19 protein-coding genes are annotated in these 25,175 nt (G+C 43.4%); 8 read left to right on the forward strand and 11 right to left on the reverse strand.

The window, feature by feature from the left end; translation table 11 throughout:
* Positions 1-6: 6 nt before the first annotated feature.
* Both FM019_RS15800 and FM019_RS15805 read left to right on the forward strand, forming a co-directional pair.
* The gene (locus FM019_RS15800) at positions 7-3,330 is read left to right on the forward strand and encodes an efflux RND transporter permease subunit (RefSeq protein WP_143836923.1); all 3,324 of its coding nucleotides are present in this window, start codon (positions 7-9) and stop codon (positions 3,328-3,330) included.
* Complete coding sequence (locus tag FM019_RS15805; protein WP_143836924.1) at positions 3,323-6,397, forward strand: efflux RND transporter permease subunit; 3,075 nt, start codon at positions 3,323-3,325, stop codon at positions 6,395-6,397. Before FM019_RS15800 ends, FM019_RS15805 begins: the two co-directional genes overlap by 8 nt.
* Positions 6,398-6,457: 60 nt before the next feature.
* Here the strand turns inward: FM019_RS15805 and FM019_RS15810 are convergent, their stop codons facing one another.
* Positions 6,458-6,862, reverse strand: coding sequence for a TerB family tellurite resistance protein (locus tag FM019_RS15810; protein WP_143836925.1), 405 nt, complete (start codon positions 6,860-6,862; stop codon positions 6,458-6,460).
* A 72-nt stretch (positions 6,863-6,934) separates the two neighbouring features.
* Between FM019_RS15810 and FM019_RS15815 the strand changes: the two genes are divergently transcribed.
* Together FM019_RS15815 and FM019_RS15820 are read left to right on the forward strand one after the other, a co-directional pair.
* Positions 6,935-7,471: an RNA methyltransferase gene (locus FM019_RS15815; RefSeq protein ID WP_143836926.1), complete on the forward strand. Its 537-nt coding sequence runs from the start codon at positions 6,935-6,937 to the stop codon at positions 7,469-7,471.
* 152 nt (positions 7,472-7,623) lie between these two features.
* On the forward strand, positions 7,624-8,796 hold the full coding sequence (locus FM019_RS15820; protein ID WP_143836927.1) for a hydroxymethylglutaryl-CoA reductase: 1,173 nt from the start codon (positions 7,624-7,626) through the stop codon (positions 8,794-8,796).
* Positions 8,797-8,903: 107 nt separating this feature from the next.
* On the opposite strand, the gene FM019_RS15825 is transcribed toward FM019_RS15820, so the two are convergent.
* Positions 8,904-11,012 (reverse strand): molybdopterin oxidoreductase family protein, encoded by a 2,109-nt coding sequence (locus FM019_RS15825; RefSeq protein WP_143836928.1) that lies wholly within the window; start codon positions 11,010-11,012, stop codon positions 8,904-8,906.
* A gap of 183 nt (positions 11,013-11,195) precedes the next feature.
* Here FM019_RS15825 and FM019_RS15830 point away from each other — a divergent pair, with 183 nt between their 5' ends.
* The 4 genes from FM019_RS15830 (at position 11,196) to FM019_RS15845 (ending at position 15,843) form a co-directional block, all read left to right on the forward strand.
* The gene (locus tag FM019_RS15830) at positions 11,196-12,494 is read left to right on the forward strand and encodes an efflux RND transporter periplasmic adaptor subunit (protein WP_143836929.1); all 1,299 of its coding nucleotides are present in this window, start codon (positions 11,196-11,198) and stop codon (positions 12,492-12,494) included.
* 79 nt (positions 12,495-12,573) lie between these two features.
* Complete coding sequence (locus tag FM019_RS15835) at positions 12,574-13,275, forward strand: ABC transporter ATP-binding protein (protein ID WP_143836930.1); 702 nt, start codon at positions 12,574-12,576, stop codon at positions 13,273-13,275.
* 15 nt (positions 13,276-13,290) lie between these two features.
* On the forward strand, positions 13,291-14,604 hold the full coding sequence (locus FM019_RS15840) for an ABC transporter permease (RefSeq protein ID WP_143836931.1): 1,314 nt from the start codon (positions 13,291-13,293) through the stop codon (positions 14,602-14,604).
* A gap of 9 nt (positions 14,605-14,613) precedes the next feature.
* A complete protein-coding gene (locus FM019_RS15845) occupies positions 14,614-15,843 on the forward strand; it encodes an ABC transporter permease (RefSeq protein WP_143836932.1) in 1,230 nt (409 codons plus the stop codon).
* A gap of 50 nt (positions 15,844-15,893) precedes the next feature.
* Here FM019_RS15845 and modC read toward each other — a convergent pair whose 3' ends face one another.
* From modC to FM019_RS15890, 9 genes are all read right to left on the reverse strand, one after another.
* Positions 15,894-16,961, reverse strand: coding sequence for a molybdenum ABC transporter ATP-binding protein (gene modC / locus FM019_RS15850; RefSeq protein WP_143836933.1), 1,068 nt, complete (start codon positions 16,959-16,961; stop codon positions 15,894-15,896).
* Complete coding sequence (modB, locus tag FM019_RS15855; protein ID WP_221934387.1) at positions 16,961-17,644, reverse strand: molybdate ABC transporter permease subunit; 684 nt, start codon at positions 17,642-17,644, stop codon at positions 16,961-16,963. Before modB ends, modC begins: the two co-directional genes overlap by 1 nt.
* A complete protein-coding gene (gene modA, locus FM019_RS15860; protein WP_185969312.1) occupies positions 17,641-18,420 on the reverse strand; it encodes a molybdate ABC transporter substrate-binding protein in 780 nt (259 codons plus the stop codon). The genes modB and modA overlap by 4 nt, the downstream gene beginning before the upstream one ends.
* A gap of 26 nt (positions 18,421-18,446) precedes the next feature.
* Positions 18,447-19,109 carry an SDR family oxidoreductase gene (locus FM019_RS15865; RefSeq protein ID WP_143836935.1) on the reverse strand — a complete coding sequence of 221 codons (663 nt, stop codon included), beginning with the start codon at positions 19,107-19,109 and terminating at the stop codon, positions 18,447-18,449.
* A gap of 1 nt (position 19,110) precedes the next feature.
* Positions 19,111-19,875, reverse strand: a complete 765-nt coding sequence (gene kdsB / locus FM019_RS15870) for a 3-deoxy-manno-octulosonate cytidylyltransferase (RefSeq protein WP_143836936.1) — start codon at positions 19,873-19,875, stop codon at positions 19,111-19,113.
* Positions 19,876-19,877: 2 nt separating this feature from the next.
* A complete protein-coding gene (locus FM019_RS15875) occupies positions 19,878-20,078 on the reverse strand; it encodes a Trm112 family protein (protein WP_143836937.1) in 201 nt (66 codons plus the stop codon).
* Positions 20,079-20,085: 7 nt separating this feature from the next.
* Entirely contained in the window at positions 20,086-21,075 is a 990-nt protein-coding gene (gene lpxK / locus FM019_RS15880) for a tetraacyldisaccharide 4'-kinase (protein WP_143836938.1), read from the reverse strand.
* Entirely contained in the window at positions 21,076-22,827 is a 1,752-nt protein-coding gene (msbA, locus tag FM019_RS15885) for a lipid A export permease/ATP-binding protein MsbA (RefSeq protein ID WP_143837032.1), read from the reverse strand.
* Between the two features lie 75 nt (positions 22,828-22,902).
* A complete protein-coding gene (locus FM019_RS15890; protein WP_185969313.1) occupies positions 22,903-25,167 on the reverse strand; it encodes a DNA internalization-related competence protein ComEC/Rec2 in 2,265 nt (754 codons plus the stop codon).
* Positions 25,168-25,175: the final 8 nt, after the last annotated feature.

Genomic DNA, 25,175 nt, shown 5'->3' on the forward strand with positions numbered 1-25,175 from the left:
TCCCAGATGAATATAATCGATATTGCTGTTAAACGGCCGGTCACTGTGTGGATGTTCACCTTGGCTGTGTTGTTGTTTGGTTTCGTCTCACTATCACGCTTGTCGCTCAATCTTTTACCAGAGTTGTCTTACCCTACCCTGACAATTCGTACCGACTACGTTGGCGCGGCCCCCGGCGAAATTGAACAACTTGTCACCAAACCTATCGAAGAAACCGTTGGTGTGGTGAAAGGAGTTCGCAAAGTGGTTTCTGCTTCAAAAGCCGGTCAATCCGACGTGGTTTTGCAGTTTGAATGGGGCACCGTCATGGACATGGCAAGTCTGGAGGTCCGTGAAAAGCTTGATGTGTTGCAACTGCCTCTTGATGTTAAGCGCCCTTTATTGCTTCGTTTTAACCCGTCGTTAGATCCTGTCATGCGCTTCGGCCTGGGCGCGTTAGCCCAAGAAGAGTCATCCGAGCCAGTGGTTTTAGATGTCGCTGCGATGAAACGTATTCGTAACTTTGCTGAAGAAGATATTAAACGGCAACTAGAATCCGTTGAAGGGGTAGCTTCAGTGCGTATCGGTGGTGGCTTGGAAAACGAAATCCAGGTGTTAATCAATCAACAACGTGCCAGTCAGCTTAACATTTCCTTAGCCGAGATCATTACCCGTTTGCGGGATGAAAATGTCAATACCGCAGGAGGACGTGTCGAAGATGGTGCTCAAGAGTATCTCGTTAGAACATTAAACCAATTTGAATCTTTGCAAGATATGCGCGATTTGTATGTCGCTACCCGCCAAGGAAGACATATAAAACTCGGAGACATCGCGGATGTTGTCGACGCCTACAAAGAACGAGACTCAATAACTCGCTTTGATGGATTTGAAGGTGTAGAGATCGCCATTTATAAAGAGGGAGACGCTAACACGGTGCAAGTCGCACAAGCGGTCACCGAACGTCTAGACAGGATTAAAGATTCATTCCCTGCAAACTACAGGATGCAGAAGGTTTATGATCAATCGCAGTTTATTGCCAGCGCCATAAATGAAGTTAAATCGGCTGCGATAATCGGTGGCGTGTTGGCTATGTTTGTTCTGTATTTCTTTTTGAAAAATATCTGGCCGACATTAATCATCTCGATTTCGATCCCTGTTTCTATTATTGCGACCTTCAATCTCATGTATAGCTACGATATTAGCCTAAACATAATGAGTCTGGGTGGTATCGCGCTGGCCATAGGGCTTCTCGTCGACAACAGCATTGTGGTTCTAGAGAATATTGATCGGCATAAAAAACAGCAAAAAGATACGTTAAAAGCGTCAGCCAATGGTACCCGCGAGGTCTCTATGGCGATTGTTGCGTCGACATTGACGACCATGGCCGTATTTTTTCCACTGGTTTTTGTTGAAGGAATTGCCGGACAACTATTTAGCGACCAGGCATTGACGGTAACCTTTGCTCTTGCCGCATCATTGGTTGTTGCATTGACATTGATCCCCATGCTAGCAGCACGGGAAAAATCAGAATCTACTGATACTCCTGTTGATTTGGGTCCAAGAGCGACAAGTACAAAACCCACTGGCAAGCTCAAACTAGTAGGTTACTATCTACTTTTACCCATTCGTTATTTAATCAAACTAGTGTTCTACATTATCCCTGTTGCCCTAACTACCTTAGTGGTCGGCCTTTTCAGGCTTGTAGGGAAAGGATTGCAGTTCATATTTAAACCTGTGTTGTGGGTATTTGACCTGTTTTACGACGCTGTGGCAGCGGTTTACTTCAAACTACTTAATTGGGCGATGCGTGCCAGGCTGGTGGTGTTTACCAGTATTCTTGGGCTGTCCGCGCTGTCTTTGATTTTACTGCCACGCATTGGAGTAGAGCTTATTCCCCCGCTCTCTCAAGGTGAATTTCACGTAGAAGTAACCTTACCCACAGGTTCGCGTTTGGAAAATACCGATTTTGTTATTGCCGAACTCGCGCGATTTACCGAATCTCAACCTAAGGTTGAGCGCACATATTCTCTGGCAGGAACGGGAAGTCTTATGAATGCCTCACCCTCTCAAGGGGGTGATCATTGGGGAAAACTAAATGTAGTGATGGAAGCCGGTTCAACGTCAGAAGATGAAAAAATCGTGCTTGATGCTATGCGCTCTTATTTACAGAATCAAGCGGGTATACAAAGTAAGTTTGGCACTCCTGAATTGTTTAGTTTCTCCACACCCTTAGCCATCGAGATAGCGGGTTATGATCTACAAATGTTGAAGCGCTATGGTGATTTGTTAGCTGAGCAATTGGCTGAAAATTCACGCTTTGCGGATATTAAAAGCACCCTGCAAAGTGGTAATCCTGAACTGAAGATACAATTTGATCACGCCAAACTTGCCCAAATTGGACTCAATGCACCTGACGTATCAACGCTAATCGCAGCCAAAGTTGGAGGCGAAGTTGCAAGCAAATTCAGTATCGATGATCGCAAAGTTGACATACTTGTAAGGAATCAGGAACGTCAGCGAGACTCAGTTGAAGATATCTCTCAAATCGTAGTAAATCCTGGCGCTTCGCCTTCAATCCCGTTGGCTGCAGTTGCAAACATTGACCTGTCAGTTGGACCAAGTGAAATCACCCGTGTTGGTCAGCAACGTGTCGTCATTGTTACCGCAAACTTAAATTATGGTGACTTAGGCGCTGCGGTTGTAGACGCTGAACAAGCAATCAGTGAAATGAATCTGCCCATAAGTTTACAGGCGAAAGTCACTGGGCAAAGTGAAGAGATGGAAGCAAGTTTTGATTCTTTGTATATGGCCTTAGCACTGGCAATATTTATGGTGTATTTAGTCATGGCGTCACAATTTGAATCATTGCTGCATCCATTTTTGATTTTATTCACTGTACCACTAGCTTGCGCGGGCTCTATTTACGGGCTTTTCCTTACCTCGACCAACATTAGTGTCGTGGTGTTTATCGGCTTGATTATGTTGGCAGGTATTGTGGTTAACAATGCAATTGTATTAATTGATCGAATTAACCAGTTGCGCGCAAAAGGCATAGAAAAAACCGACGCCATTATTGAAGCGGCGCACAGTCGACTTCGTCCAATTTTAATGACCACGCTGACCACCGTTTTAGGACTGTTGCCGATGGCGATTGGCTTGGGTGAAGGTGCTGAAATCCGAACACCTATGGCAATTACCGTTATCTTTGGACTATTGTTCGCTTCGTTGTTAACACTGTTCTTGATCCCAGTACTTTATAGTCTGTTTGATCGGAAAAAATTTAAACCCATCCCACAAACTGAAGACGACGCCAACACACCCAATAATACTCAGGAGGTGGTTTATGGATAAGTTTGCACATGCAGGCGCTGCTTTAGCGTCCTTTGCGATACGCCGACCTGTAACCATTTCAATGTTGTTTTTCTCGCTGTTAATTATGGGATTAGCGGCGAGCAAAATGTTGCCTCTTGAAAAATTTCCAGGCATCGATTTCCCCGAACTGTTTATTCACGTGCCATACAAAGACGCCACACCTGCTGAAATCGAAAAAATGATCACCCGCCCTGTCGAAGAGGCTTTGGCAACCATGTCAGGGATCAAGCGATTGCGCTCACGTTCAAATGAAGACAATGCCGAGATCCAAATTCGTTTTGACTGGGATGCAAATATTAAGGCTAAAAGCATCGAAGCAAGAGAAAAAATCGACGCGATCCGTCATTTGCTGCCGGATGATGTAGAGCGGGTCATGGTTTACAAATTTAATCTCAGTGACATGCCAGTGTTTCAATTGCGCCTTTCCAGCGACCGAGACATCTCGAACTCCTATGATTTGCTCGATCGCAACTTAAAAATGCCTATTGAGCGGATCAAAGGCGTGTCAAAAGTTGAATTGTATGGCGTTCAAAAGAAACAAATTTCAATTCGATTAGACCCTGAGCGGATTGCAGCACTGCATATCGATGCGAATACCCTGGCCCAAACGTTACAAAAAGCCAACTTTTCCATGACCGCCGGACAATTTTTTGATTTAGACCAAAAAATAACCGTCAATCCGGCTGGAGAGTTCCAAAGCAAACAAGAAATCGAAGATTTGATCGTTCAAAAAGGCGTTCGTCTAAGTGATATCGCAATCGTTCGCTATGAAACCCCTAGGGCAATGGAGGGTCGTCACTTAGATAAAACTCATGCCATTGGTTTGAATGTGTTCCGAGAATCCGGTGCTAATTTAGTCGAAGTTTCTGAAGCGGTTATGGAAAAAATTGAAGATGCCAAAAACAGCACCGCTTTTAATGGGATAAACGTCTTCATAATGGATGATGAAGCAGATAGTGTGACAACGTCGCTTCAGGACTTACTTACTTCAGGCTTAGTTGGCGCGATGTTATCCATCATTGTGCTGTATTTATTCTTGCGAAATTTGGCCACCACTTTAGTCGTTGTGTTGTCGGTGCCCTTTGCAATTTGCATTACCTTGGCATGTATGTACTTCTTAGGATACACGCTGAATATTTTGTCCTTAATGGGATTAATGTTAGCCATTGGCATGCTGGTGGACAATGCTGTCGTTGTAACCGAAAGCATATTCCAGGAAAGAGAGCACACTAAAGATCCGATTGAAGCAACCAAAAAAGGCGTTGCGCTCGTAAGTCTGGCAATCATTGCCGGTACCACCACGACCGCCATCGTATTTTTACCTAATATCGTTGGCACCAAAGCCGAACTAACGGTATTTTTAGAACATGTTGCCGTATCAATTTGTATCTCATTGTTTGCCTCTTTGATCCTGGCTCAAACGCTCATCCCGCTTTTAGCGACAAAGCTAAAAATTAAGCCAAAAGCCAAAAATACGCGCCCATCTAAAGTCAAACAAAAGTATGAGCAGATATTGCGTTGGACATTGGCAAATCAAGGCAAAACCTCTTTGATTGCAGTGATGATTTTAGTCAGTACTGCTATTCCGATGAATCTCATTAACAGCAATGAAGATAATAACGGACAAAACGGACGCATCTGGCTCAACTATGACATCCAAGGAAATTACAGCCTTAAAGAAGTGGAAAAAGCGGTAGCCAAAATGGAAGACTATCTCTATGAAAATAAGGAGAAGTTTTATATTAAACAAGTATATAGCTATTTTACCGCTGGGTTTGCAGTATCCGGGTTGACTCTTGAAGACGAGATCCCGATTAAAATCGCAGACTTGAAAAAACAGATTAAAGAGGGATTCCCTGCTTTTGTGCGCGCGAAACCGTCATTTCAATGGGATAGAGGTGACGATGGTGGCGTGAAAGTAACACTCTTTGGCCAGTCTTCTGAAACCCTAATGCGGATCGCTGATGACATCGTGCCTGTTTTGGCAAGTGTTGATGGCTTAACGGATGTAAAAGCCGATGTCGATAGCAAAAATTATGAATTACAATTGCGCATTGATCGTCAAAAAGCCTTTAGATTTGGCTTAAATAGTAACGACATTGCAAATGTGGTTGCTACAGCGCTGAGGGGTGCAAATTTACGAACTTTCCGCAATGACTTGGAAGGCGAAGTTGCTATTCAACTGCTATATGATGAATCCTTGAAAGAATCGATTGAAGAATTACGTAATCTGACGGTATTTCGCAGTGAGGATCAAAATGTGACATTGGATATGGTGGCAGAAATGACCATTAAACCTAGACTGTCACAAATTCAGCGAAGCTCCCGTCAAACGTCGTTAAGAATAGGCGCTAATTTAGAAAACGATCTAACCGTAGAAGAAGCCAGAGAGCGAATTGAATCGATCTTGCAAAATATCGAGTTGCCTAGCGGTTACAGTTGGTCACTAGAAGGTAGTTTCCAGCGGCAGGATGAAGATCAAGCTATCATGTTGACTAATATGATCTTAGCTATTTGCATGATTTACATTGTAATGGCAGCTTTGTTCGAATCCTTGTTGTTACCTACCTCAGTATTGACTTCACTTATCTTCTCTATCACGGGGGTGTTTTGGGCATTTTTGATTACTGGCAACGCAATGACCGTTTTGGGCATGATAGGTATGTTGATCTTGATGGGGATCGTTGTAAACAATGGCATCGTGTTAGTTGATAGGATCAACCAGCTAGTCAATGCTGGAAAAACAGTTCACGAAGCGATTATTGAGGGATGTTTGACCCGTGTTAGACCAATATTAATGACGGTTTCGACCACAGTATTAGGCTTGGTGCCATTGGCTCTGGGTGATGTCAGCATAGGTGGTGATGGTCCTCCTTACTCGCCGATGGCAATCGCAATCATTGGTGGTTTGTTATTCAGCACGATGACTAGCTTATTCTTGGTTCCACTGACTTATTTGCTGTTGCTCAAACTTCGTCGTAATACTTTGGAAATGATTGAAGATAGCAAAGCTTTAGTGTCCAGAGTGATTGCCACTCGTCCCTAACCTGGATTAGTATATGCCCGAGATTGGATCAGACCATTCTCGGGCATTATTTTAATGCCTTTAACGTTTGTCTTGTAAACGCTCCAGAATAAATGCTAATGCATGCTTTTCTTGATCAGCCAACTCTCCATCGGCATTAGAAATATCTTCGGCCAACTGAGTCGCTTGTGATTTCATCCAAGGGTCGGACAACAGTGACGTGCGGTGGGCAAGGAAATCGTCAACTTGATCATTGTCAATTGCGTACTGAATTTTACCTTCAACCAACTTGTAATATTCTTCAATACTCAACTCATGTTTCCAATCAAGCTTAGCCATCCATTGCTGCATAAAAATCTGTTCACTTTTATCAATAACACCATCGATCATTACAAACATCAGTGCAATATCGAACAGTGCTTGCCGTTGGATCTGATCTTTGCATTGGCCACAGTCCAACGCCGTTATAAAGTTATCAAAACGCATCCATTTCTCCGGGATGTTAATTAGTTTAATCTATCGTATCCTAGACCAAAGTTTTTTTACACGCGAATATTCATGAATTTTGACACGCAGAATTCCGATCTAAATCAGTGTTTTATCGGCCTAATAAATCCCAAAAACCCTTCTAACGTAGGCGCGGTATTGCGCGCAGCTGGTTGTTATGGCGCGAGCAAAATATTTTATACAGGCAAACGCTATGCCCATGCAAAAGCCTATGCAACCGACACCAAGGACAGGTTACGAGACATTGACCTTAAAGAGGTCGAACATATATTCTCCGATGTTCCTCGATCAATACGAAAAATTGCAATTGAATTGGTCGAGGGAGCTACACCTTTGCCGCACTTCAAACATCCTACTGACGCCATTTATATTTTTGGTCCAGAAGATGGCAGTATACCGCAGGATGTTATCGATCAGTGCGATGATGTGTTGTACGTCCCAACAAGGGGCTGTATGAACCTTGCCGCCAGTGTGAATGTTTTACTTTATGATCGCTTAGCTAAGTCCTCAAAGATCAATTATGGTGATGAAGTAATCCGAAAAAATCGCGATACCAACAACCGCACTAAAATTAATTCAACCTCCTAAGCCTTGAAAATTAACATTTTTTTTACAATAAAACGGACAAAATTATTGTCATCATTGATTATCCATGTATATATTAGAATCTTGACTATAATCAGGTAGTTAAGCCCTATACAAATTAGCTGGGCATAATGACAATATGAGGAAAGAATAATATGTCAGACGATACCCGCATTCCCCGCAGTGCCGAAAATGACCATACCAATGAAATGGCTGCTACTCGGCGAGAGTTTATCAAACAAAAAACTGGTGCAGATCTTAAGTACACTGGTGAGTACACCATAAACCCCGATGTATTACCGGGTAATGTCGAGAATTTTATCGGTATAGTTCAAATGCCCGTTGGTGTTGCTGGCCCTGTGCAAATTAACGGTGAACATGCAGACGGATTGTTTTACGTTCCCCTAGCAACCACTGAAGGTACGCTAGTTGCCAGTTATAGTCGTGGAATGCGAGTCATCAACGAGTGTGGTGGGGTCAAGACCACTGTGGTTGAAGGTTGGATGCAACGTGCACCAGCGTTTATTTTTAATGACGCCAGAGAAGCCAGAGATTTTGGTGAATGGGTAAAAGAGAACTTTGACAAAATCAAAGCCGCTTCCGAAACCACAACCAGTGTAGGTAAATTAGCGCATATTGAACAATGGTCAGTATCGAAAACCCGGTATTTACGCTTCAACTACACGACCGGTGATGCAGCGGGCCAGAACATGGTGGGCAAGGCTACCTTGGTTGCCTGTGAATGGATTAAAGCCAATTCTCCAATCCCTTGTATGTATCTTCTTTCAGGAAACATGGATACAGACAAGAAGCATTCACATCTCAACATGTTGCATTCACGGGGTAAACGCGTGATCGCCGAAATTGTCTTGAAAAAAGAAGTATTGGCTCGCGTTATGAAGGTTGATACTAAAATCCTAGCTGGTGCTACCGTATTGGCGAATACGGGTGCATTAATGGCAGGTGCCGCATATAACGGTCCCCACTCTGCCAATGGTATTGCGTCACTTTATATTGCCACGGGCCAAGATGAAGCTAACGTGGTGGAATCTCATGCGGGTATGCTTTCTCACCAACTTTTGGATAACGGCGATTTTTATATTTCTGTGACATTGCCTTCGTTGATCGTTGCGACCTTCGGTGGTGGTACTGGGTTACCAACCCAGAACGAATGTCTGCAAATGCTTGGTTGTGTAGGCAAAGATAAAGCGAATAAATTTGCCGAAATTGTTGCAGCAACAGTACTAGCCGGTGACATATCTCTAGCCTGTGCGGTTATCGCAGGTCATTGGGTAAGTAGCCATGACAAAATGGGACGTAATCGCTAATCCCATTTACAAGTCAGCGAGATCTATTTAAAAGCCCGTTTCAACGGGCTTTTTTATATTTACATATATTGTGTGTGCGACGAGACGCGAAATAGCAATCCGAAAATCTAAACTGAAATGCTCACCGGCACACCGTTTAGCACAGCATTGCCGGATAACTCATCCAACACCATTTCGTCGGTTAAATCGTTTACGCTGACCCCTGCATTTTGCTCCGCGTGTTGCCATTGTGTACCGTCCTTATCATGCCCCCACCCGTGAGGTACAGACACCACACCGGGCATTATTTTATCGGTTATTTGCGCTTCAATCTCAATACGACCGACACGAGATTGAATTTTGACCTTTTGTCCTGATGAAATGGCGAGCCTTGATGCATCATCGGGATGAATTTGTGCTGTGCATAGCCTGGTATCTTTAACCATACGACGTGAGTTATGTGACCAAGAGTTATTGGTTTTGATGTGACGTCTTCCAATGAGCAAAAACTCATCATCTTGTGGTTGTTCGAAAAAGTGCTGTTTAACCCTTTTAATATCCGGCATAAAGTAATCAAAATGTAATTCAATCGTTTTTCCAGAAGTGAAAAGGGCCTCTGGTAAATCAGGTTGCAAAGACCCTAAATCAATTCCATGGGGATGTTCCAATAAGGTGTTAATCGACAAATTATATTCACCATTGGCATAGCGCCCTGACGTCAATAGGTCGTCAATAACGCCTACTGGGGTTTTGTCCCACAATGTCTGATACATTTGTGAATCATTGCCACGCAGTTTTTCAAGCTTCTGTGCCAACGAAAGGTAAATTTGCCAATCTGTACGTTTGTCTTCACTCATAGGGAACACCGCAGGCGAGAACTTGACTGAATTTCGCACCGCAAATTTATGAAAGACAATATCAAAATGGTCACGTTCTAAGGCCGTCACGGGCGGCAAAATAACGTCAGCGTGCCGTGTGGTTTCATTGAGATAAAAATCGACGGCAACAACAAATTCCAAGCCACCGAAGGCTTTGTCTAACTGTTGGCCATTTGGCGTGGTTAAAATGGGATTGCCTGCACCAATGACCATGGCTTTAATTTGTCCTTCGCCTGGGGTGAGAATTTCTTCTGCAAGGGCTGACACCGGGTATTCTCCAGCGAATGCCGGCAATTTACGCACTCTAGAATGGCCTTTACCAATGCTACCTCGACCAGAATGTGGCAAATAATCGGCAGCCGGTTGAGTAAACATCATCCCTCCCCGCCTGTCTAAATTGCCCGTTAACATATTAAACAACATGATCAGATATTGATTAAGAGTACCAAATCGTTGAACGCTTGCCCCCATGCGCCCGTAACAGGAAGCCGATTTAGCGGCAGAGAATTCTTTCACCAACTGATGTATCTGCTCTGCTGTCATTCCAACATGCTTAGCGACTAAATCTGGAGTAAATTCCTCCACATATTGTTCGACATCTAACAACATTGGAGCAAACTCAAGCAGTCTGTCTGGATTGGCTAATTTTTGAGAGAACAATGAATTGAGCATCGCCAACAGCAACAACACATCACTGCCTGGTTTAATGAAATGATGTTCGCTACAAATGTCTGCTGTTTCGGACTTTTTCGGATCAATAACTACTACTTTGCCGCCACGTTTTTGTATGGTCTGCAAACGTTTTTTCACGTAGGGAACCGTCATAATGCTGCCATTTGAGGCAAGCGGATTACCACCAATAATGATGAAATAATCGGTGTGGTCGATGTCTGTGACCGGAATTTGGTTTTGGTGGCCAAATAATTTTCGACTAACAATATGATGGGGAAGTTGATCCACAGAGGTCGCAGAAAAACGGTTAAACGACCTCAAAGCCTTATAAAAATACGGTCCAAACAATATTGCTCCCGCGTTATGTGCATTTGGATTCCCCAAATACATTCCCACCGCATTGTTTTCATATTGCTGTTGAATTCGATGCAAGTTTTCTACGGTAAGATCCAGTGCCTCTTGCCATGAGATAGGTTGCCACTGCCCTGCTACCTTCTTCATCGGTTGGCGAATTCGATCCTGATCATCATACAGTTCTTTTAATGTCGCGGCTTTAGGGCAGACATGTCCCTGACTAAAAGGGTTTTGCTTATCGCCGGCTATAGATAAGATTTGATCGCCCTCTGTAGTGACTTGAATGCCACACATTGCTTCACAAAGCGTACAGGTAGAAAAATGCTTTTTCATAAGGAACCACAATTCAATAACGTTGTGCCCACGTTAGCCAAGAACATGCTTATAGACAAGTATCATGTTTTTTGATGTGACTAGAACCTCCTACCTGGAAAAATTTTTTTTAAATCTTTAAACCTTTTCTATCTACCCTTCGACTTACCTTGTGATTGTTCCAAAAAATTTCAGGAAAACACAATGAAAATTGAAGATACCAGCGGGCAAGACGTGGTATTGGCGCAACCCAGCGCTAAACGGCCTTACATTATTGTTACGATTGCCTTGTTGCTATTAATTTTAGCATACGTAACCCTTGCCCCTGCCTTTAGCAACTGGTCCAGTGCAGACCAATCAATCTCGTCTGACCGCATTCGAACAGCAATCGTTCAGCAAGGCGACTTGGTTAGAGATTTGTCTGTACAAGGGCGCGTCGTTGCGTCAATTAGTCCGCGGCTTTACAGTCCAGCTCAGGGCACCATTACGTTTAAAGTGGACGCGGGTGACTCGGTACAGATTGATCAAGTTCTCGCCGAAATTGACAGCCCTGAATTGACTAACGAATTGAAGCAAGAGCAATCATCCTTGCAACGTTCTTTAATGGAACTTGATCGGGAAAAAATTCAAGCCAAAAAACAAGCCTTGGAAAACCAAAAAGCGGTAGATCTGGCACTGGTCGCATTGACAGCCGCTGACCGTGAAAAGCGCCGGGCAGATAAGGCCTATCAAAGCCACTCGATTAGTCAGATTGATTTTGAAAAAGCCCAGGATGACTTGGAAAACGCCAAACTTGTGCACCAACATGCGGTAAAAGATGCACAATTGAATCAAGAAAGTCTCGCCTTTGAAATCCAAACTAAACAGCTGCAAGTCGACCGACAAGCGCTTCTTGTTGAAGAGCTATCTCGAAAAGTCGATGAATTAACGCTGCGATCTCCGGTAAATGGCATTGTGGGTAACCTGGCGGTTCAACAAAAAAATCAAGTCACGCAAAATCAACCTATTCTTAGCGTTGTCGATTTATCGGAATTTGAACTAGAAGTCGATATTCCCGAAAGCTACGCTGATGACCTCGCGATTGGTATGTCAGCCGAGGTTATGCTCAATGGCGAAACGCACTTAGCCACCCTGGTCACCATCTCACCTGAAATTGAGAACAATCAAGTGAACGGGAGAGTGCGATTTGCCACCCTTAACGATTTAGGCGAAAACGTAGAACAGCCCTCAGGTCTTCGCCAAAACCAACGTCTCACAACGCGCATATTAATGGAAAGTAAGAGCGATGTGCTTATGGTGCAACGGGGACAGTTCCTCGACAGTGGTAGCGGCCGAATTGCTTACAAGGTTGTTGATGGAATTGCGCAGAAAATCCCTATCACTACTGGCGCAAGAAGCTTATCAAGTGTGGAAATTGTGGCAGGCCTTAATCAGGGAGACACCATCATTATTTCTGGCACAGACATATTCAATGGCGCTGAGCGCATATTAATTACTAATTGATCAATTTATCGAAAATTTGAGGCTCTTAGAGCTGAATATTAATTAAAAAATACGACTTAGCGTCAAGAAGGAAACTACCATGTTAACTATGCACAACGTCAAAAAAATATTTCGAACTGACCTTGTTGAAACTCATGCTTTGCGAGACTTTAATCTTCAAGTGGATGAGGGCGATTTTGTAGCGGTAACAGGTCCATCTGGTTCGGGCAAAACGACCTTCCTAAATATAGCGGGTTTGTTAGAAACCTTTGAAGGGGGCACCTACGAACTTGATGGAAAGAATGTCAGCAACTTATCAGACAAACAAAGAAGCCAACTTCGTAATGAAAAAATTGGATTCATTTTTCAAAGCTTCAATTTGATCCCGGATTTGGATCTATTTGACAACGTAGATGTCCCATTACGCTATCGCGGCTTTAATTCTGCCGAGCGCAAAAAGCGAATTGAAAACAGTCTCGAATTGGTCGGATTGGCTAACCGTATGAAACACTTACCATCGCAGCTTTCAGGTGGTCAACAACAACGAGTCGCCATTGCCCGAGCATTGGCTGGTAGCCCACGATTTTTATTAGCCGATGAACCAACAGGAAACCTCGATACCAAGATGGCATTGAGCGTGATGGAACTGCTAAAGGAAATCAACGACACCGGAACGACAATCGTCATGGTCACCCATGATCAAGACCTGGCTAAACAAGCGAAACGCAATATTTATGTTCGAGATGGCCAGGTTAGTGAACTCAGTGAAGTAGTGTCCCTTGAACACGCTGCCAATGCTTAATGGCGGGAGAATCTCATGTTTAGTTATTATTTGCGTTTAGCGCTAAAGAGTATCAGACGTAACCCCATTCTGAGTGCGTTAATGATCACTGCGATTGGTTTGGGCATTGGTGCCAGTATGACGACCATCACGGTAAATTATTTGATGTCGGCCAATCCTATCCCACATAAGAGTGACCAACTATTCTATGTGCAATTAGACAGTTGGTCACCGTTTGAACCTGCCAATGAACCAAACGAACCGCCCGACCAAATGACGTGGACAGACGCAACAAATTTGATGAAAGCAAAAAAAGCCTTTCGTCAAACCGCCATGGCATCAAGTGGTGGTGTGGTTGAGCCACAAGGTCAGGATGAAAAACCGTATATGGCGAGTATTCGACTTGCGTTTGCAGACTTTTTCCCAATGTTTGATGCACCATTTTTATATGGTTCGAGCTGGCAAAGTAGCGCCGATGACAACCGTGATTATGTAGTTGTTATCAGTAAATCGACCAATGACCGTGTTTTTGGTGGCAAGAATTCTGTGGGAGAAACCATTCGTATCGTTGGCAAAAACTTTCGGGTTATTGGCGTATTGAATGATTGGTTATTGGTTCCGCGCTTTTACGATGTCACAACAGGTGCCTTTGGTGAGACCGAAGAAATTTTCATGCCTTTTTATATGAAACAAGAACTGGAAATGACTAATTCTGGCAATACAAATTGTTGGAAAAGCCCTGAAGGCGAAGGTTTTCAAGCATTTTTACAATCAGAATGTGTCAATTTCCAAATGTGGGTGGAATTGCGTAATGACGATGAGAAAGCTCAATACATGGACTTTATGAACAATTATGTCAACGAGCAAAAAGCGTTAGGTCGATTCCCTCGCCCACTCAACAATCGTCTTTCCAATGTGATGGAATGGATGGAAAATCAAGAAGTGGTTGCCGATGATGCGCAAATAATGATGTGGGTATCATTCATGTTCTTATTGGTTTGTTTGCTTAATACCATTGGATTGCTGCTCTCCAAATTTAGTGGAAAAGCGGCTGAAATCGGATTACGTCGGGCTGTTGGTGCATCTAAATCAGACTTATTCATTCAACACACTGTAGAAACCGCGGTGATTGGTGTCGCTGGCGGCATATTGGGTCTTGGATTAGCTTTTGTTGGACTTGAAGGCATCAAAACCTTATACGGTGAGTTCGTGCAGAATCTCGTTGGCCTAGATATGACTATGGTGGCCAGTGCGATATTGCTGGCGTTAATTTCAAGTATTTTAGCCGGGGTCTACCCAACGTGGCGAGCATGCAATATCGAGCCTGCTAGCCAACTAAAAAGCCAATAGGAGCGGATCATGAACATCAACAAATGGGAAATTGGCCCTATATTTCGCGCGCTGATGCGCAACAAAGTAGGCGCGGTATTAATCGCAATTCAGATAGCTGTCACTATGACGATCATCGTCAACTCGATATTCATTATTATTGAACGTTCGAAATTGATGCAGCGAGAAAGCGGAATTGATGACGCAAACAGCTTTTACATTACCAACACTGGATTTGGTGACGAATTCGACTCTAAAGCCACAACTATTGCCGATTTAGAACTAATTAGAAATACTCCAGGTGTTATTGACGCCGTGCAAATTAATGCAATTCCCAATAGCGGGAGTGGCTGGTCAATGAGTTTCCAAACGGAGCCTGGAGAAAACAAAGAGGATCAGGGTGCAGCAATTTACATGGTTGATGAACATGCCACCAAAGCCTTGGATATTGAAGTGATCGCCGGTGAAGATTTTACACCTTCCGATGTACGCTGGCGTGAGAATGGAACGCGTGATTGGCCTGATACTGTATTAATCACTAAGGTATTGGCTGAATCATTGTTCCCTGATACGCCCTGGCAGGAAGCCGTAGGAAAAACCATGTACATTAGCCAGACCGAGCCCATGATCATCAAAGGCATAGTGGATAAAATTCAGGCGCCTTGGGTGGGTTGGAGTGATCTAGAGCATTCTGTGTTAACACCAGAAATTACCCAGTTTTCCTCTACCCGTTATTTTATTCGTACGCAAGCTGGTGAGCGCGATCGTTTAATGCCGGAGATTGAAGAAGCCCTTGCTTCAGCAAACAAACAGCGAATTATTCGCGGATTACGCAGTGTTGAGGAAACCCGTGAGCGAAGTTATCGCGGTGATGCGGCTATGATTAAAATACTTTCAACCACCATGGTGATTTTGACTATAGTGACAGCACTCGGTATTGTCGGCTTGGCAAGTTTCAGCGTTAATCGTCGCAAAAAGCAAATTGGGACGCGCAGAGCTCTAGGCGCGAGTCAATCTGCAATCGTGCGTTACTTTATGTTAGAAAACTTTCTCATTAGTAGCGTAGGCGTGATCATTGGTGCGGTATTAACCATTGGCTTAAATATGGTGTTGGTAAATGTATTTAGTCTGCCATCTTTAGATTGGTATTTTGTGCCAGCCGGTATGTTGGTGCTGTGGTTAGTGGGACAAATAGCGGTATTTGGGCCTGCGAAAAAAGCGGCGAACATACCGCCCGCGCTCGCTACCAGAACGGTATAAATTAGCGGATTAACCATAAACAAAGAGAAAGAGAATAAGGCGTGGCGCAGTTAAGACAGTGCTGCGCCTTTTATTTGCGCATAAACAACTTGTCCAGTTTCTAGCTTCATAGACATAAAAGATTTACGCGTGATCTGGGCCAAAAGTGCGTCCTCTCCTGCTTTAAGCTTTACTAACACTTTGCCTGCCCCATCAGATTTGACTTCATGTATCTGTGACGGAATCACATTCAAAATACTTGTTCCAACAGGCTTATGCAGCACAAGGCTGATATCTTTGGCGAGAATGACAATAGATTGTTTGTCCCCTAAATCTTTGTTTACTTTCTGTACCCAAAAATCTCCTGCTGCCGTTCGCAGTAAAGTTAAATACATATCCTCATCATGTTGAATAACTTGCCCGGTTAACCGACTTCTTGCTTGTTCCGTTTGATTTAAGTCATGGTTTAGATCGGTAAGTAAAGCACTGGTCTGTTGATAAGAATCTATTTTTTGGCTTTGAGTCAGCACCACCCTGTCGGACAATTGCGCCAATTCGCCCAATGAGTGAGTCACATAAATTACAGGAATTGATAGCTGCTCTAATAAATCTTGCATATATACTATAAATTGGTTTTTGAGCGCAGAATCGAGTGATGCAAGCGGTTCGTCCATAAGCAAAATATCTGGCTGAGCTACCAGTGCCCTAACAATCGCAACGCGCTGTTGCTCTCCGCCAGACAAATCGTCGGGCATTCGCTGATAAAGAGGTTTCAACTCAAAATTTTCTATTAAGGGTGCAATGTCTATCTTCGGACTTTTTGTCGATGCACATGACAAAGATAGTGCATATTCAATATTTTTTTTAACCGACATATGGCTAAACAAGCTTGGCTGTTGAAACACCACACCAAGGTTGCGAAGGTGTGTCGGTACAAATTTATCGTCACTTTGCCAAACTTGCTGATTAAAGGCTACCTTAGCCCCTGGTACCCGATCTAATCCCGCCAGCACCCTTAAAATAGTTGTCTTACCTGATCCAGACGCACCAAACAATGTCGTCACTCCGGTTTCAGGCAAAGACAAATCCACATCAAATGTTTTATGAGAAAATGCACGTTGGAAACAGATTTCTATCATCAACTGCGACCTACAGTGAATTTACGATTACTGGCATAAACGGTTAATAACAATAAAAACGACAATAATAAAAGTGCACCGGATAAAAGATGGGCTTGTTGATATTGCAAGGTCTCAACATGGTCGTAAATTGCGATTGATACAACTTGAGTTTCACCGGGAATGTTACCACCAATCATCAGCACGACACCAAATTCACCGAGGGTATGAGCAAACCCTAATACTGCAGCACTGATTACTCCAGGTTTAATCGCGGGCAAAACAATACTGATAAATCGTTCAAAAGGCGTAGCCCCCAAACTGGCCGCGACTTCGAGGGGCCTGGATTGAATATGTGCAAAAGCGTTTTGCAATGGTTGCATTACAAAAGGTAAGGAATAGATACATGAGCCTATGACCAGCCCACTAAAACTAAATGCCAATGTACCGAGCCCTAGTGCAGAAGAAGATTGACCCAGGACGCCATTTGGACTGAGTAATAAAAGCAAATAAAAACCAAGCACTGTAGGCGGTAATACTAGCGGCATGGCGACCAATGCTTCAACGATGAACTTAAATCGCCATTTAGTGTTAGCCAACCAATATGCGAATGGAAGGCAAACAAGCATCAGTACCAAGGTCGAAATACTTGCCAATTTGAGGGTTAACCACAACGCCGTGAGATCGTCATCGGAAAACATCATGGAATCCGATATCCGTTTCGTTTGATAATCGAACGAGCATTGTCAGACGCCAGAAAATCCACAAATAGCGCCACTTCAGAGCGTTCTGACAACACAACGAATTGTTGAACTATAGGTCGGTAGAGCTGCTGATCAATGGCTGTGTAATGGCTGATATTTTCCTTTAGGGCAATCAACATACTGTGCGCAACAATACCGACCTGAGCATTTCCACTGCGGACGAACTGAATGGCCTGCCCGACATTTTCTCCTCTAACAATTTTTGGCTGGAGAACATTAAGAAGTTTAGTGGTATTTAAAAATTGCTGGGCAGCTAAGCCATAAGGCGCTGTGCGAGGATTAGCCATTGCAATACGCGACACCTCGGGCTTCAGCATAGTTTGAAGCCCGAAATCCTCAGTGGAATAATTAGGGTGCCAAATGACTAATTCGCCTATCGCATAATCGAACCGCTGGCCTTTTTTAATCAACCCTTGTTGTTCAAGCTGCTGGGGGCGAGCTTGATCAGCAGACATAAATATTTCGTAGGGTGCGCCATGCACAACTTGAGCAAACAATTTCCCCGTTGACGCAGCGCTTAAAAGTACATTGATATCGTGGTGTTTCTCAAATTCACTTTTAATTTGTTGGGCGGTTCCAAGAAAATTTGTCGCCACAGCAATGTGCACTTGCTCTCTTGCATTAGCGTTAACAACATTAATGTGTAAACAAATTAACAGGATAACCAGATAATTCGCAGCAAGTTCAACTCGATATAATCGCCACAATGTTGCCAATGAAGTTCCTCCCGACAGTATCTAAGCTACCACGGTAAAACGTCACCGTTTGAATGCCAAAATGAACCCGAGTTTTCTATTGTAAGCTGGTCAATCACATTGGCCAACCTAGATGCAGCTAACTCTGCTGAAATATCGCCACCGTAACTGACCATTTCAGTCTGAACGTACCCTGGATGCAATAACGCAACCGCTATCCCTTGCTCCTTCAGATCATGCGCCATAGAAACACCCGCAGCATTCAACGCTGCTTTTGACATACGGTAACCATAGTAACCCCCAGAAGAATTATCCGCTAAAGAACCCATCCGGCTGGTGATATGGGCAACCTTAGAACCACTTTTCAGTTGATCGAGAAGACACTGCGTAACTAATAGCGGTCCCAATGCATTGACGCGAAATTGGTGTTCAATGGTATGTGGGTCCCATTCTTTAATCGTGTCTCTTCCCAATACTCCAGCATTGTTAATTAACAAGTCGATTTTGATATCTTTCAATTTGCTTAAGGCCAGTGGAATCGTATCCGGATTACCGACATCAACTTTATTGATGATCTTGGCACCGGATTCATTGAGGTCATCAGAGCTGTTTCGACACAATGCATATACGTCCCACTTCTGGGCCACGTAAAACTTGACTAATTCCAAACCAATTCCACGATTGGCGCCAGTGATTACTGCTACAGGCATGTCAGTCTCCTTGTTCTATATCATTGATAAGTTTTTTTAGATCCTCTGGTGTATCGATACCAGTGGGTGGTGTTTTTTGGGCAATGTCGACATGGATTTTTTCGCCATGCCAAAGCACTCGCAGTTGCTCTAAAGATTCAATTTGCTCTAAACCGGAAGGCGCCATATTCACGTACTGTTTAATAAAACCGGCTCGGTACGCGTAAATTCCCACATGACGTAAATAAAAATCGCCTATCTCATCGATGTCATCAGAATCCATAAATCGAGAGCGATCGTAGGGAATAGTGGAGCGAGAAAAATACAATGCATAACCGAGCTTGTCAGTGACCACTTTCACAGCATTAGGATTAAACGCTTCTTCAACGTCTTTTATTTTTACTGCTAGCGTGGCCATTTCTGCATCTTTATGCTGAAACAAGTTCTCGGCAACTTGTCGTATATTTGCGGCGGGGATGAAAGGCTCATCCCCTTGCACATTGACAATCAATTCATGCGCAAGTAAGCCTTCTACATCGATCACCTCGGCTAAGCGCTCCGTACCGGACTCATGATGTGCGGCGGTCATACAGTATTGACCACCAAAATCGTCAACTGTCTTTGCAATCCTCGCATCATCCGTTGCGACGATAACACGTGTGGCACCCGCTTCCATGGCACGCTCGTGGACATGTTGGATCATGGTTTTACCCTGAATTTCAACCAAAGGTTTGCCGGGAAAACGCGACGACGCATAGCGAGCGGGAATGATAACAGTAAAATTCATGGTCAGTTTTTGTCCATTTTTTCCAGATCTTCTGAGCTCAACTCACGGGCCTCGTTTTCTAACATCACAGGAATGTTTTCCCTAATAGGAAAAGCCAATCGATCAAACCGACAAACCAGCTCCGCTTGTTTAGGTAGATAGTGCAATTTACCCTTGCACACAGGGCATGCGATAACGTCGAGCATTTTTTTATCAAACGCCATAGTTGTTTTATCTCTTTTTAATCAAATCTAATTTATTTTTTAAATCTACAAGAAAGGTCTCTGGCAATTCTGCTCGAATAGGTAAAAACCACCAATCTTGTTTAGCGATGTGACGACATTTAACCGCATCTTTTTCAGTCATCAATACGATGTCGTCAGGGATGTCATTTTCCTCAAATTGATAGTGGTCAATAAATGCAATCTGTTCTTTTAACTGGACCTTATTGTCTTGCAACAAATCGAAGAACCGTTGTGGGTTGCCTATCGCCGCCACTGCCGTTACAGGTTGCTGCAATGCTGTCAGCGGCATTCGTGCTTGCGTGTCATGTACATTAACCAAATCATCGGCAACAATTTCCATCAGGATTTCGTTATCACGGATTGGGCCACCATTGTTGATAACAAAATTAACAGCTGTTAACCGCTGCTCAGTTTCCCTTAGCGGCCCCATAGGAAGTAGCCAACGATTTCCATGGCGCCTGGCACCGTCGACCACGACAATTTCAATATCACGCTCTAGTGCGTAATGTTGCAGTCCATCGTCACACAAAACCAGATCACACCCATGCTTGTCAACGAGATATTTTGCGCCTCTTGGTCGTTTGGGGTCAACAACCACCGGGCATGAAACCCGCTGCTTAATCAAAACAGGCTCATCACCGACTTTACTTACGTCACTCACTGCCTCGACTGTGGCAGGATAAAACGATGCATTACCACCATAGCCGCGACTAAGAATTCCCGGTTTAAATCCTTGTTCTTTGAGCCATTGGGCTAGATAAACAACTAACGGGGTCTTACCGTTTCCCCCCACAGATATATTGCCAACAATAATGACCGGAACATCAATTTTTTTTGATCTGAATAACCCGTTTTTATACGCCATTCTGCGCAACGCAGACAACAACCAAAAAATAATCATCAGAGGTAACAGTAGCCATTTAAACAACCGAAACATCGGATGAGATGGAAACCATACTTTTTCAATAAAAGTCACTTAGTCTTTTTTCCCTTCACTAAACTGGAGACTGTGGAGTTGAGAATATGCCCCGTTTTGAGCGAGTAGCGAAGTGTGATCTCCGCGTTCAATAATCTGCCCTTGCTCAATAACCAGTATTTGATCCGCATTTTCAATAGTTGATAACCGATGGGCGACAACAATGCTGGTTCTGTCTTGTTGCAATTTATCTAGCGCGTCTTGAATCAATCGTTCAGATTCCGTGTCCAAGGCTGATGTCGCTTCATCCAATATAAGAATTGGTGCATCGAGCAGAATTGCTCTGGCAATAGCAATGCGCTGGCGTTGTCCGCCCGATAATTTTAGTCCATTTTCTCCAACCATAGTGTTATAGCCTTCTGGTAGGAGTTCGACAAACTCTTCGACGTGAGCGATCTTCGCTGCTTTTAGCACTTGTTCTCGACTAACGTTTTTCGCTGCATAGGCAATATTGTTCTCAATGGTGTCATTAAATAACGTTACATGTTGCGACACCAAGGCAAACTGCTTGCGTAAATCTGTTAACTTGATATCGGCGATAGGAATATCATCCAGCAGAATGTCGCCATGTTGATGATTATAAAATCGTGTCAGCAAGCTTGATATCGTCGACTTACCACTACCAGAGCGGCCAACTAATGCACAGGTCTGCCCTACCCCCACATCAAAGCTGATACTTTTTAATGCTGGCGTTTGTCCTTCTGGATAGGTAAAGGTGACATCGTTAAAGGTAATTTTTCCTTTTAGACGATCAACTGATCTTTGCCCCTTGTCTGCTTCTTCATCTTGGTCTAGTACCGCAAAAACACTACTGCAGGCGGCCATTCCTCGCTGGAACTCACTGTTGACGGTTGTAAGCTGCTTAAGTGGCTTTAACAACATCGTCATACACACAACAACAGTAGTAAAAATGCCAGGTGTTAGTTCTTCGACCATCGCTGGTAAACTGGAGATATAGAGCACCACAGCGAGAGCAATCGACGCGAGCACCTGAATAGACGCCACACTCAGTATCCTAGCAACGATAAGCTTCATGTTCTGTTGGCGGTTGTTATTATTTTTATCATTAAAACGCACTTTTTCTTGCTTTTGTCCACCAAACATCAGAACAACTTTATGACCTTTAATGACTTGTTCAACAGACGACGTTAGATCACCCATGGCTTGTTGGATATTTTTGCTCACCATTCTAAAACGTTTACTTACAACAGAAACGATCACAGCAACTACCGGGCCTATCAATAAAAACACCAACGACAATTGCCAAGAATAATAAAACATTACCGTTAGTAAACCGATCACAAAAGCCCCTTCTCGAACAAGAGTTAATAGAGCTTTGCTCGCCGCAGCAGATACCTGCTCTGTATCGTAAATCACTTTAGAAATAAGGCCGCCAGAAGCATGATTGTCATGATAAGACACCGGCAAATGAATATATTTTTCAAACAATTGTTGACGCATTCGCATCACAACTTGGTTGCCTATCCAAGACAGCGTATAAGTCCCCATAAAGTTAAACAAGCCGCGCAGAACAAATATCGGCACAACAAAATAGGCAGCAATACGCAGGTTTTGATAATTCTGCTGCCCTAAACTTTCATCGATAATTGGCTGTAGTTGTGAAAAAATCCACGCATCTATTGAGGCATATCCAATCATACCGAATATCGCTACGACAAAAGCAAACTTGAAGTCTTTCAGGTATACCGAAAAACGCCTAAACAATGAGGGCTGTGGAGAAGAAGAATTCATTAACTGTTTGGTTTCATTATTCATATGCGCTAATTGTAACTGCTGGCGCTAAAATCCCCAACTATCAATGACATATTATTGTAAATCGTTTAATCCATATGTTTGATTGTACCAAACAGGTAACAGATGTTCCCGATAACGGCTAACCTGCATTGATGGATAGTCACCGACGTTAAAGGTAACGCTTATTTGGCCTGACTCAGAGGTGCTATGCATCTGGGCACCTTTTTGGAAAAAACGATTGACCACAATCTGAGCAGGGAATCCCCAGCTTGCGTGCTGACCATGGCTAAAGATCACATGTTTAGGTGCAACGGCATTAACAAAATTGTTAGAGCTGGATGTTTTGCTGCCGTGATGGCCAGCAATTAACACGTCTGACTCAAGAAAAAGAGAATCATTTTCAATGAGTTCTTTCTCGACTCTAGATGAAACATCACCGGGTAACAATGCACTTTGCCTACCATCACTTATTCGGAGCATGCACGATGCATCATTCCCTTTGGCTTCACTTAAAGGATGTGGCCACAACCCTTTTATCTCAAGTCCTTGCCATGTTGAATCTAAAGACGCATTGCAACTATCTTGATTAGTAAGTACTTGGTTTACATGAATGTTGCGCAACACGATAGGTAGTGAACCGCCATGATCGTTGTCATCATGACTAATAAACAACCAATCGATACTGTTAATTCCCCGATATTTCAGAAATGGCAGCAACGCACTGTCCGCCATATTAAATCCCGATTGAAATGCAGCGCCAACATCATAAACCATCGCCCGCCCATGACGTTCTATTACGATCGTCAATCCATGGCCTACATCTAATGAATGAACGAACCAAGGTTGTGTTCGATTTGGCGCGACATAGCTCAAAAATGGTAGCAAGAGTAAGCCACTGGTCACTTTAGATGTTCGACCTATTGGCAATGCAAGCAGCAACAGCCACAATAAGATAAATAACCAAGCAATCGCAGACACATGCGGTAAATCAACTGCACTTGGTAAACCAGATACCAGCCAAAGCAATGCGTTGACACTAAACTCAAGCAATTTATCAGCCGTTGAAAAACACAAAAATGCTAGCCCATATGAGAAAGGTAAACACAACACACCTGCTAAGCATATTGGCACTAAGATAAAGGTCACAAAAGGGATCGCTATCAAGTTAATCAAACTTGAACTGGGAACAAACAGAGAAAAAAAGCCAGCGACTACAGGGATTAATAAAATGCTTAATGCAATTTGCAAAACAACCGTTTGTTTAACTATTAGAGTGATTTTTCGAAGCAAACTATAGGTTTCATCATGTTTCGCTGGCCACCGCCAACTGATAAGCGCAATGGCAAACACAGCACTAAAACTCAACCAAAAGCTGGCACTCAAGATACTTAATGGTGCGATTAGCATGAAGATAAAGGAACAATAAAGTAAAAAATAATAGGGCCGAACAAAACGGTTCAAACAAATCAGTAAAGTCCAAAAAACTAGCATGATCCATGCACGAAACGTGGGTAAAGCAAAGCCCGCTAATACTGCGTAATACAAAGTACAAAAACACACTAAGCTCAAAATAATCAATTGATAGTTTATTGATTGTGGTAAGGCAAAAAATCGGCAAATAAGGTGAAATAGCAATGCAAATAGCGAATAACACAACGTGGCTACAATTCCCAAATGCAAGCCGGATATAGCCATTAAATGAGCTGTACCGGTTTCCTGAAGAAGCTGCCAATCCGGTTGGGTAAACTGCCCTCTTTCACCAAGGCTTAGGGCAATAATCCAACGCCGATGCTGCAAAGGCATCTTGTTGATTAAGTCAATGTAAGTTTGTCTAGTCGAAATATTGTCATCGACGATAACAGCCGTCTGGTTATCGCGCACATAACCGGTTGCTACGATGCGATTTGCCATCAGCCATTGCTGATAACGAAAGCCACCTTCATTGGCTAATCCGTGAACCGGTTTAAGTTTAACTTCTAGTTGAAGCTGATGACCTTGTTTAATCGTATGACCCGGATTGCGCCAGCTCAAGCGGATTTTTGGAGCACTTAGAACCCGCTTACCATCAATTCGAGATAGCCGTAAATTAAATCGTATGCGCTCGGTATTTTGCACAATACTCTCTATCGAGCCTGTTACTTTGTGTATTTGACGAATTTCCTGCGTTGAGAGTTGCCAATTTACCTGCCAATGACCTACACTCGCCATCCAAACGATACCAAATGCGCCACCGGAAAGAAAAACGCCTGTTGGATATTTGATAGCGAACAAAGCGACAACGAATAAAAGGGGTAGTATGATTGGGGAAGGAAGTGATGGCCATATCAAGCTAGACATTGCAGTTG

The organism is Aliiglaciecola sp. M165 (genome assembly GCF_007197995.1).
In the GTDB taxonomy this organism is placed as follows: Bacteria; Pseudomonadota; Gammaproteobacteria; order Enterobacterales; family Alteromonadaceae; genus Aliiglaciecola.

Excerpts from the sequence above, each read along its gene's own strand:
- FM019_RS15805 (WP_143836924.1), top strand. The coding sequence starts at position 3,323 with ATGGATAAGTTTGCACATGCAGGCGCTGCTTTAGCGTCCTTTGCGATA.
- modC (WP_143836933.1), bottom strand. The coding sequence starts at position 16,961 with ATGATAGAAATCTGTTTCCAACGTGCATTTTCTCATAAAACATTTGAT.
- FM019_RS15815 (WP_143836926.1), top strand. The coding sequence starts at position 6,935 with ATGAATTTTGACACGCAGAATTCCGATCTAAATCAGTGTTTTATCGGC.
- FM019_RS15810 (WP_143836925.1), bottom strand. The coding sequence starts at position 6,862 with ATGCGTTTTGATAACTTTATAACGGCGTTGGACTGTGGCCAATGCAAA.
- FM019_RS15830 (WP_143836929.1), top strand. The coding sequence starts at position 11,196 with ATGAAAATTGAAGATACCAGCGGGCAAGACGTGGTATTGGCGCAACCC.
- modB (WP_221934387.1), bottom strand. The coding sequence starts at position 17,644 with ATGATGTTTTCCGATGACGATCTCACGGCGTTGTGGTTAACCCTCAAA.
- FM019_RS15840 (WP_143836931.1), top strand. The coding sequence starts at position 13,291 with ATGTTTAGTTATTATTTGCGTTTAGCGCTAAAGAGTATCAGACGTAAC.
- FM019_RS15890 (WP_185969313.1), bottom strand. The coding sequence starts at position 25,167 with ATGTCTAGCTTGATATGGCCATCACTTCCTTCCCCAATCATACTACCC.
- kdsB (WP_143836936.1), bottom strand. The coding sequence starts at position 19,875 with ATGAATTTTACTGTTATCATTCCCGCTCGCTATGCGTCGTCGCGTTTT.
- FM019_RS15825 (WP_143836928.1), bottom strand. The coding sequence starts at position 11,012 with ATGAAAAAGCATTTTTCTACCTGTACGCTTTGTGAAGCAATGTGTGGC.
- FM019_RS15835 (WP_143836930.1), top strand. The coding sequence starts at position 12,574 with ATGTTAACTATGCACAACGTCAAAAAAATATTTCGAACTGACCTTGTT.
- FM019_RS15800 (WP_143836923.1), top strand. The coding sequence starts at position 7 with ATGAATATAATCGATATTGCTGTTAAACGGCCGGTCACTGTGTGGATG.
- FM019_RS15820 (WP_143836927.1), top strand. The coding sequence starts at position 7,624 with ATGTCAGACGATACCCGCATTCCCCGCAGTGCCGAAAATGACCATACC.
- FM019_RS15865 (WP_143836935.1), bottom strand. The coding sequence starts at position 19,109 with ATGCCTGTAGCAGTAATCACTGGCGCCAATCGTGGAATTGGTTTGGAA.
- FM019_RS15845 (WP_143836932.1), top strand. The coding sequence starts at position 14,614 with ATGAACATCAACAAATGGGAAATTGGCCCTATATTTCGCGCGCTGATG.
- FM019_RS15875 (WP_143836937.1), bottom strand. The coding sequence starts at position 20,078 with ATGGCGTTTGATAAAAAAATGCTCGACGTTATCGCATGCCCTGTGTGC.
- msbA (WP_143837032.1), bottom strand. The coding sequence starts at position 22,827 with ATGAATTCTTCTTCTCCACAGCCCTCATTGTTTAGGCGTTTTTCGGTA.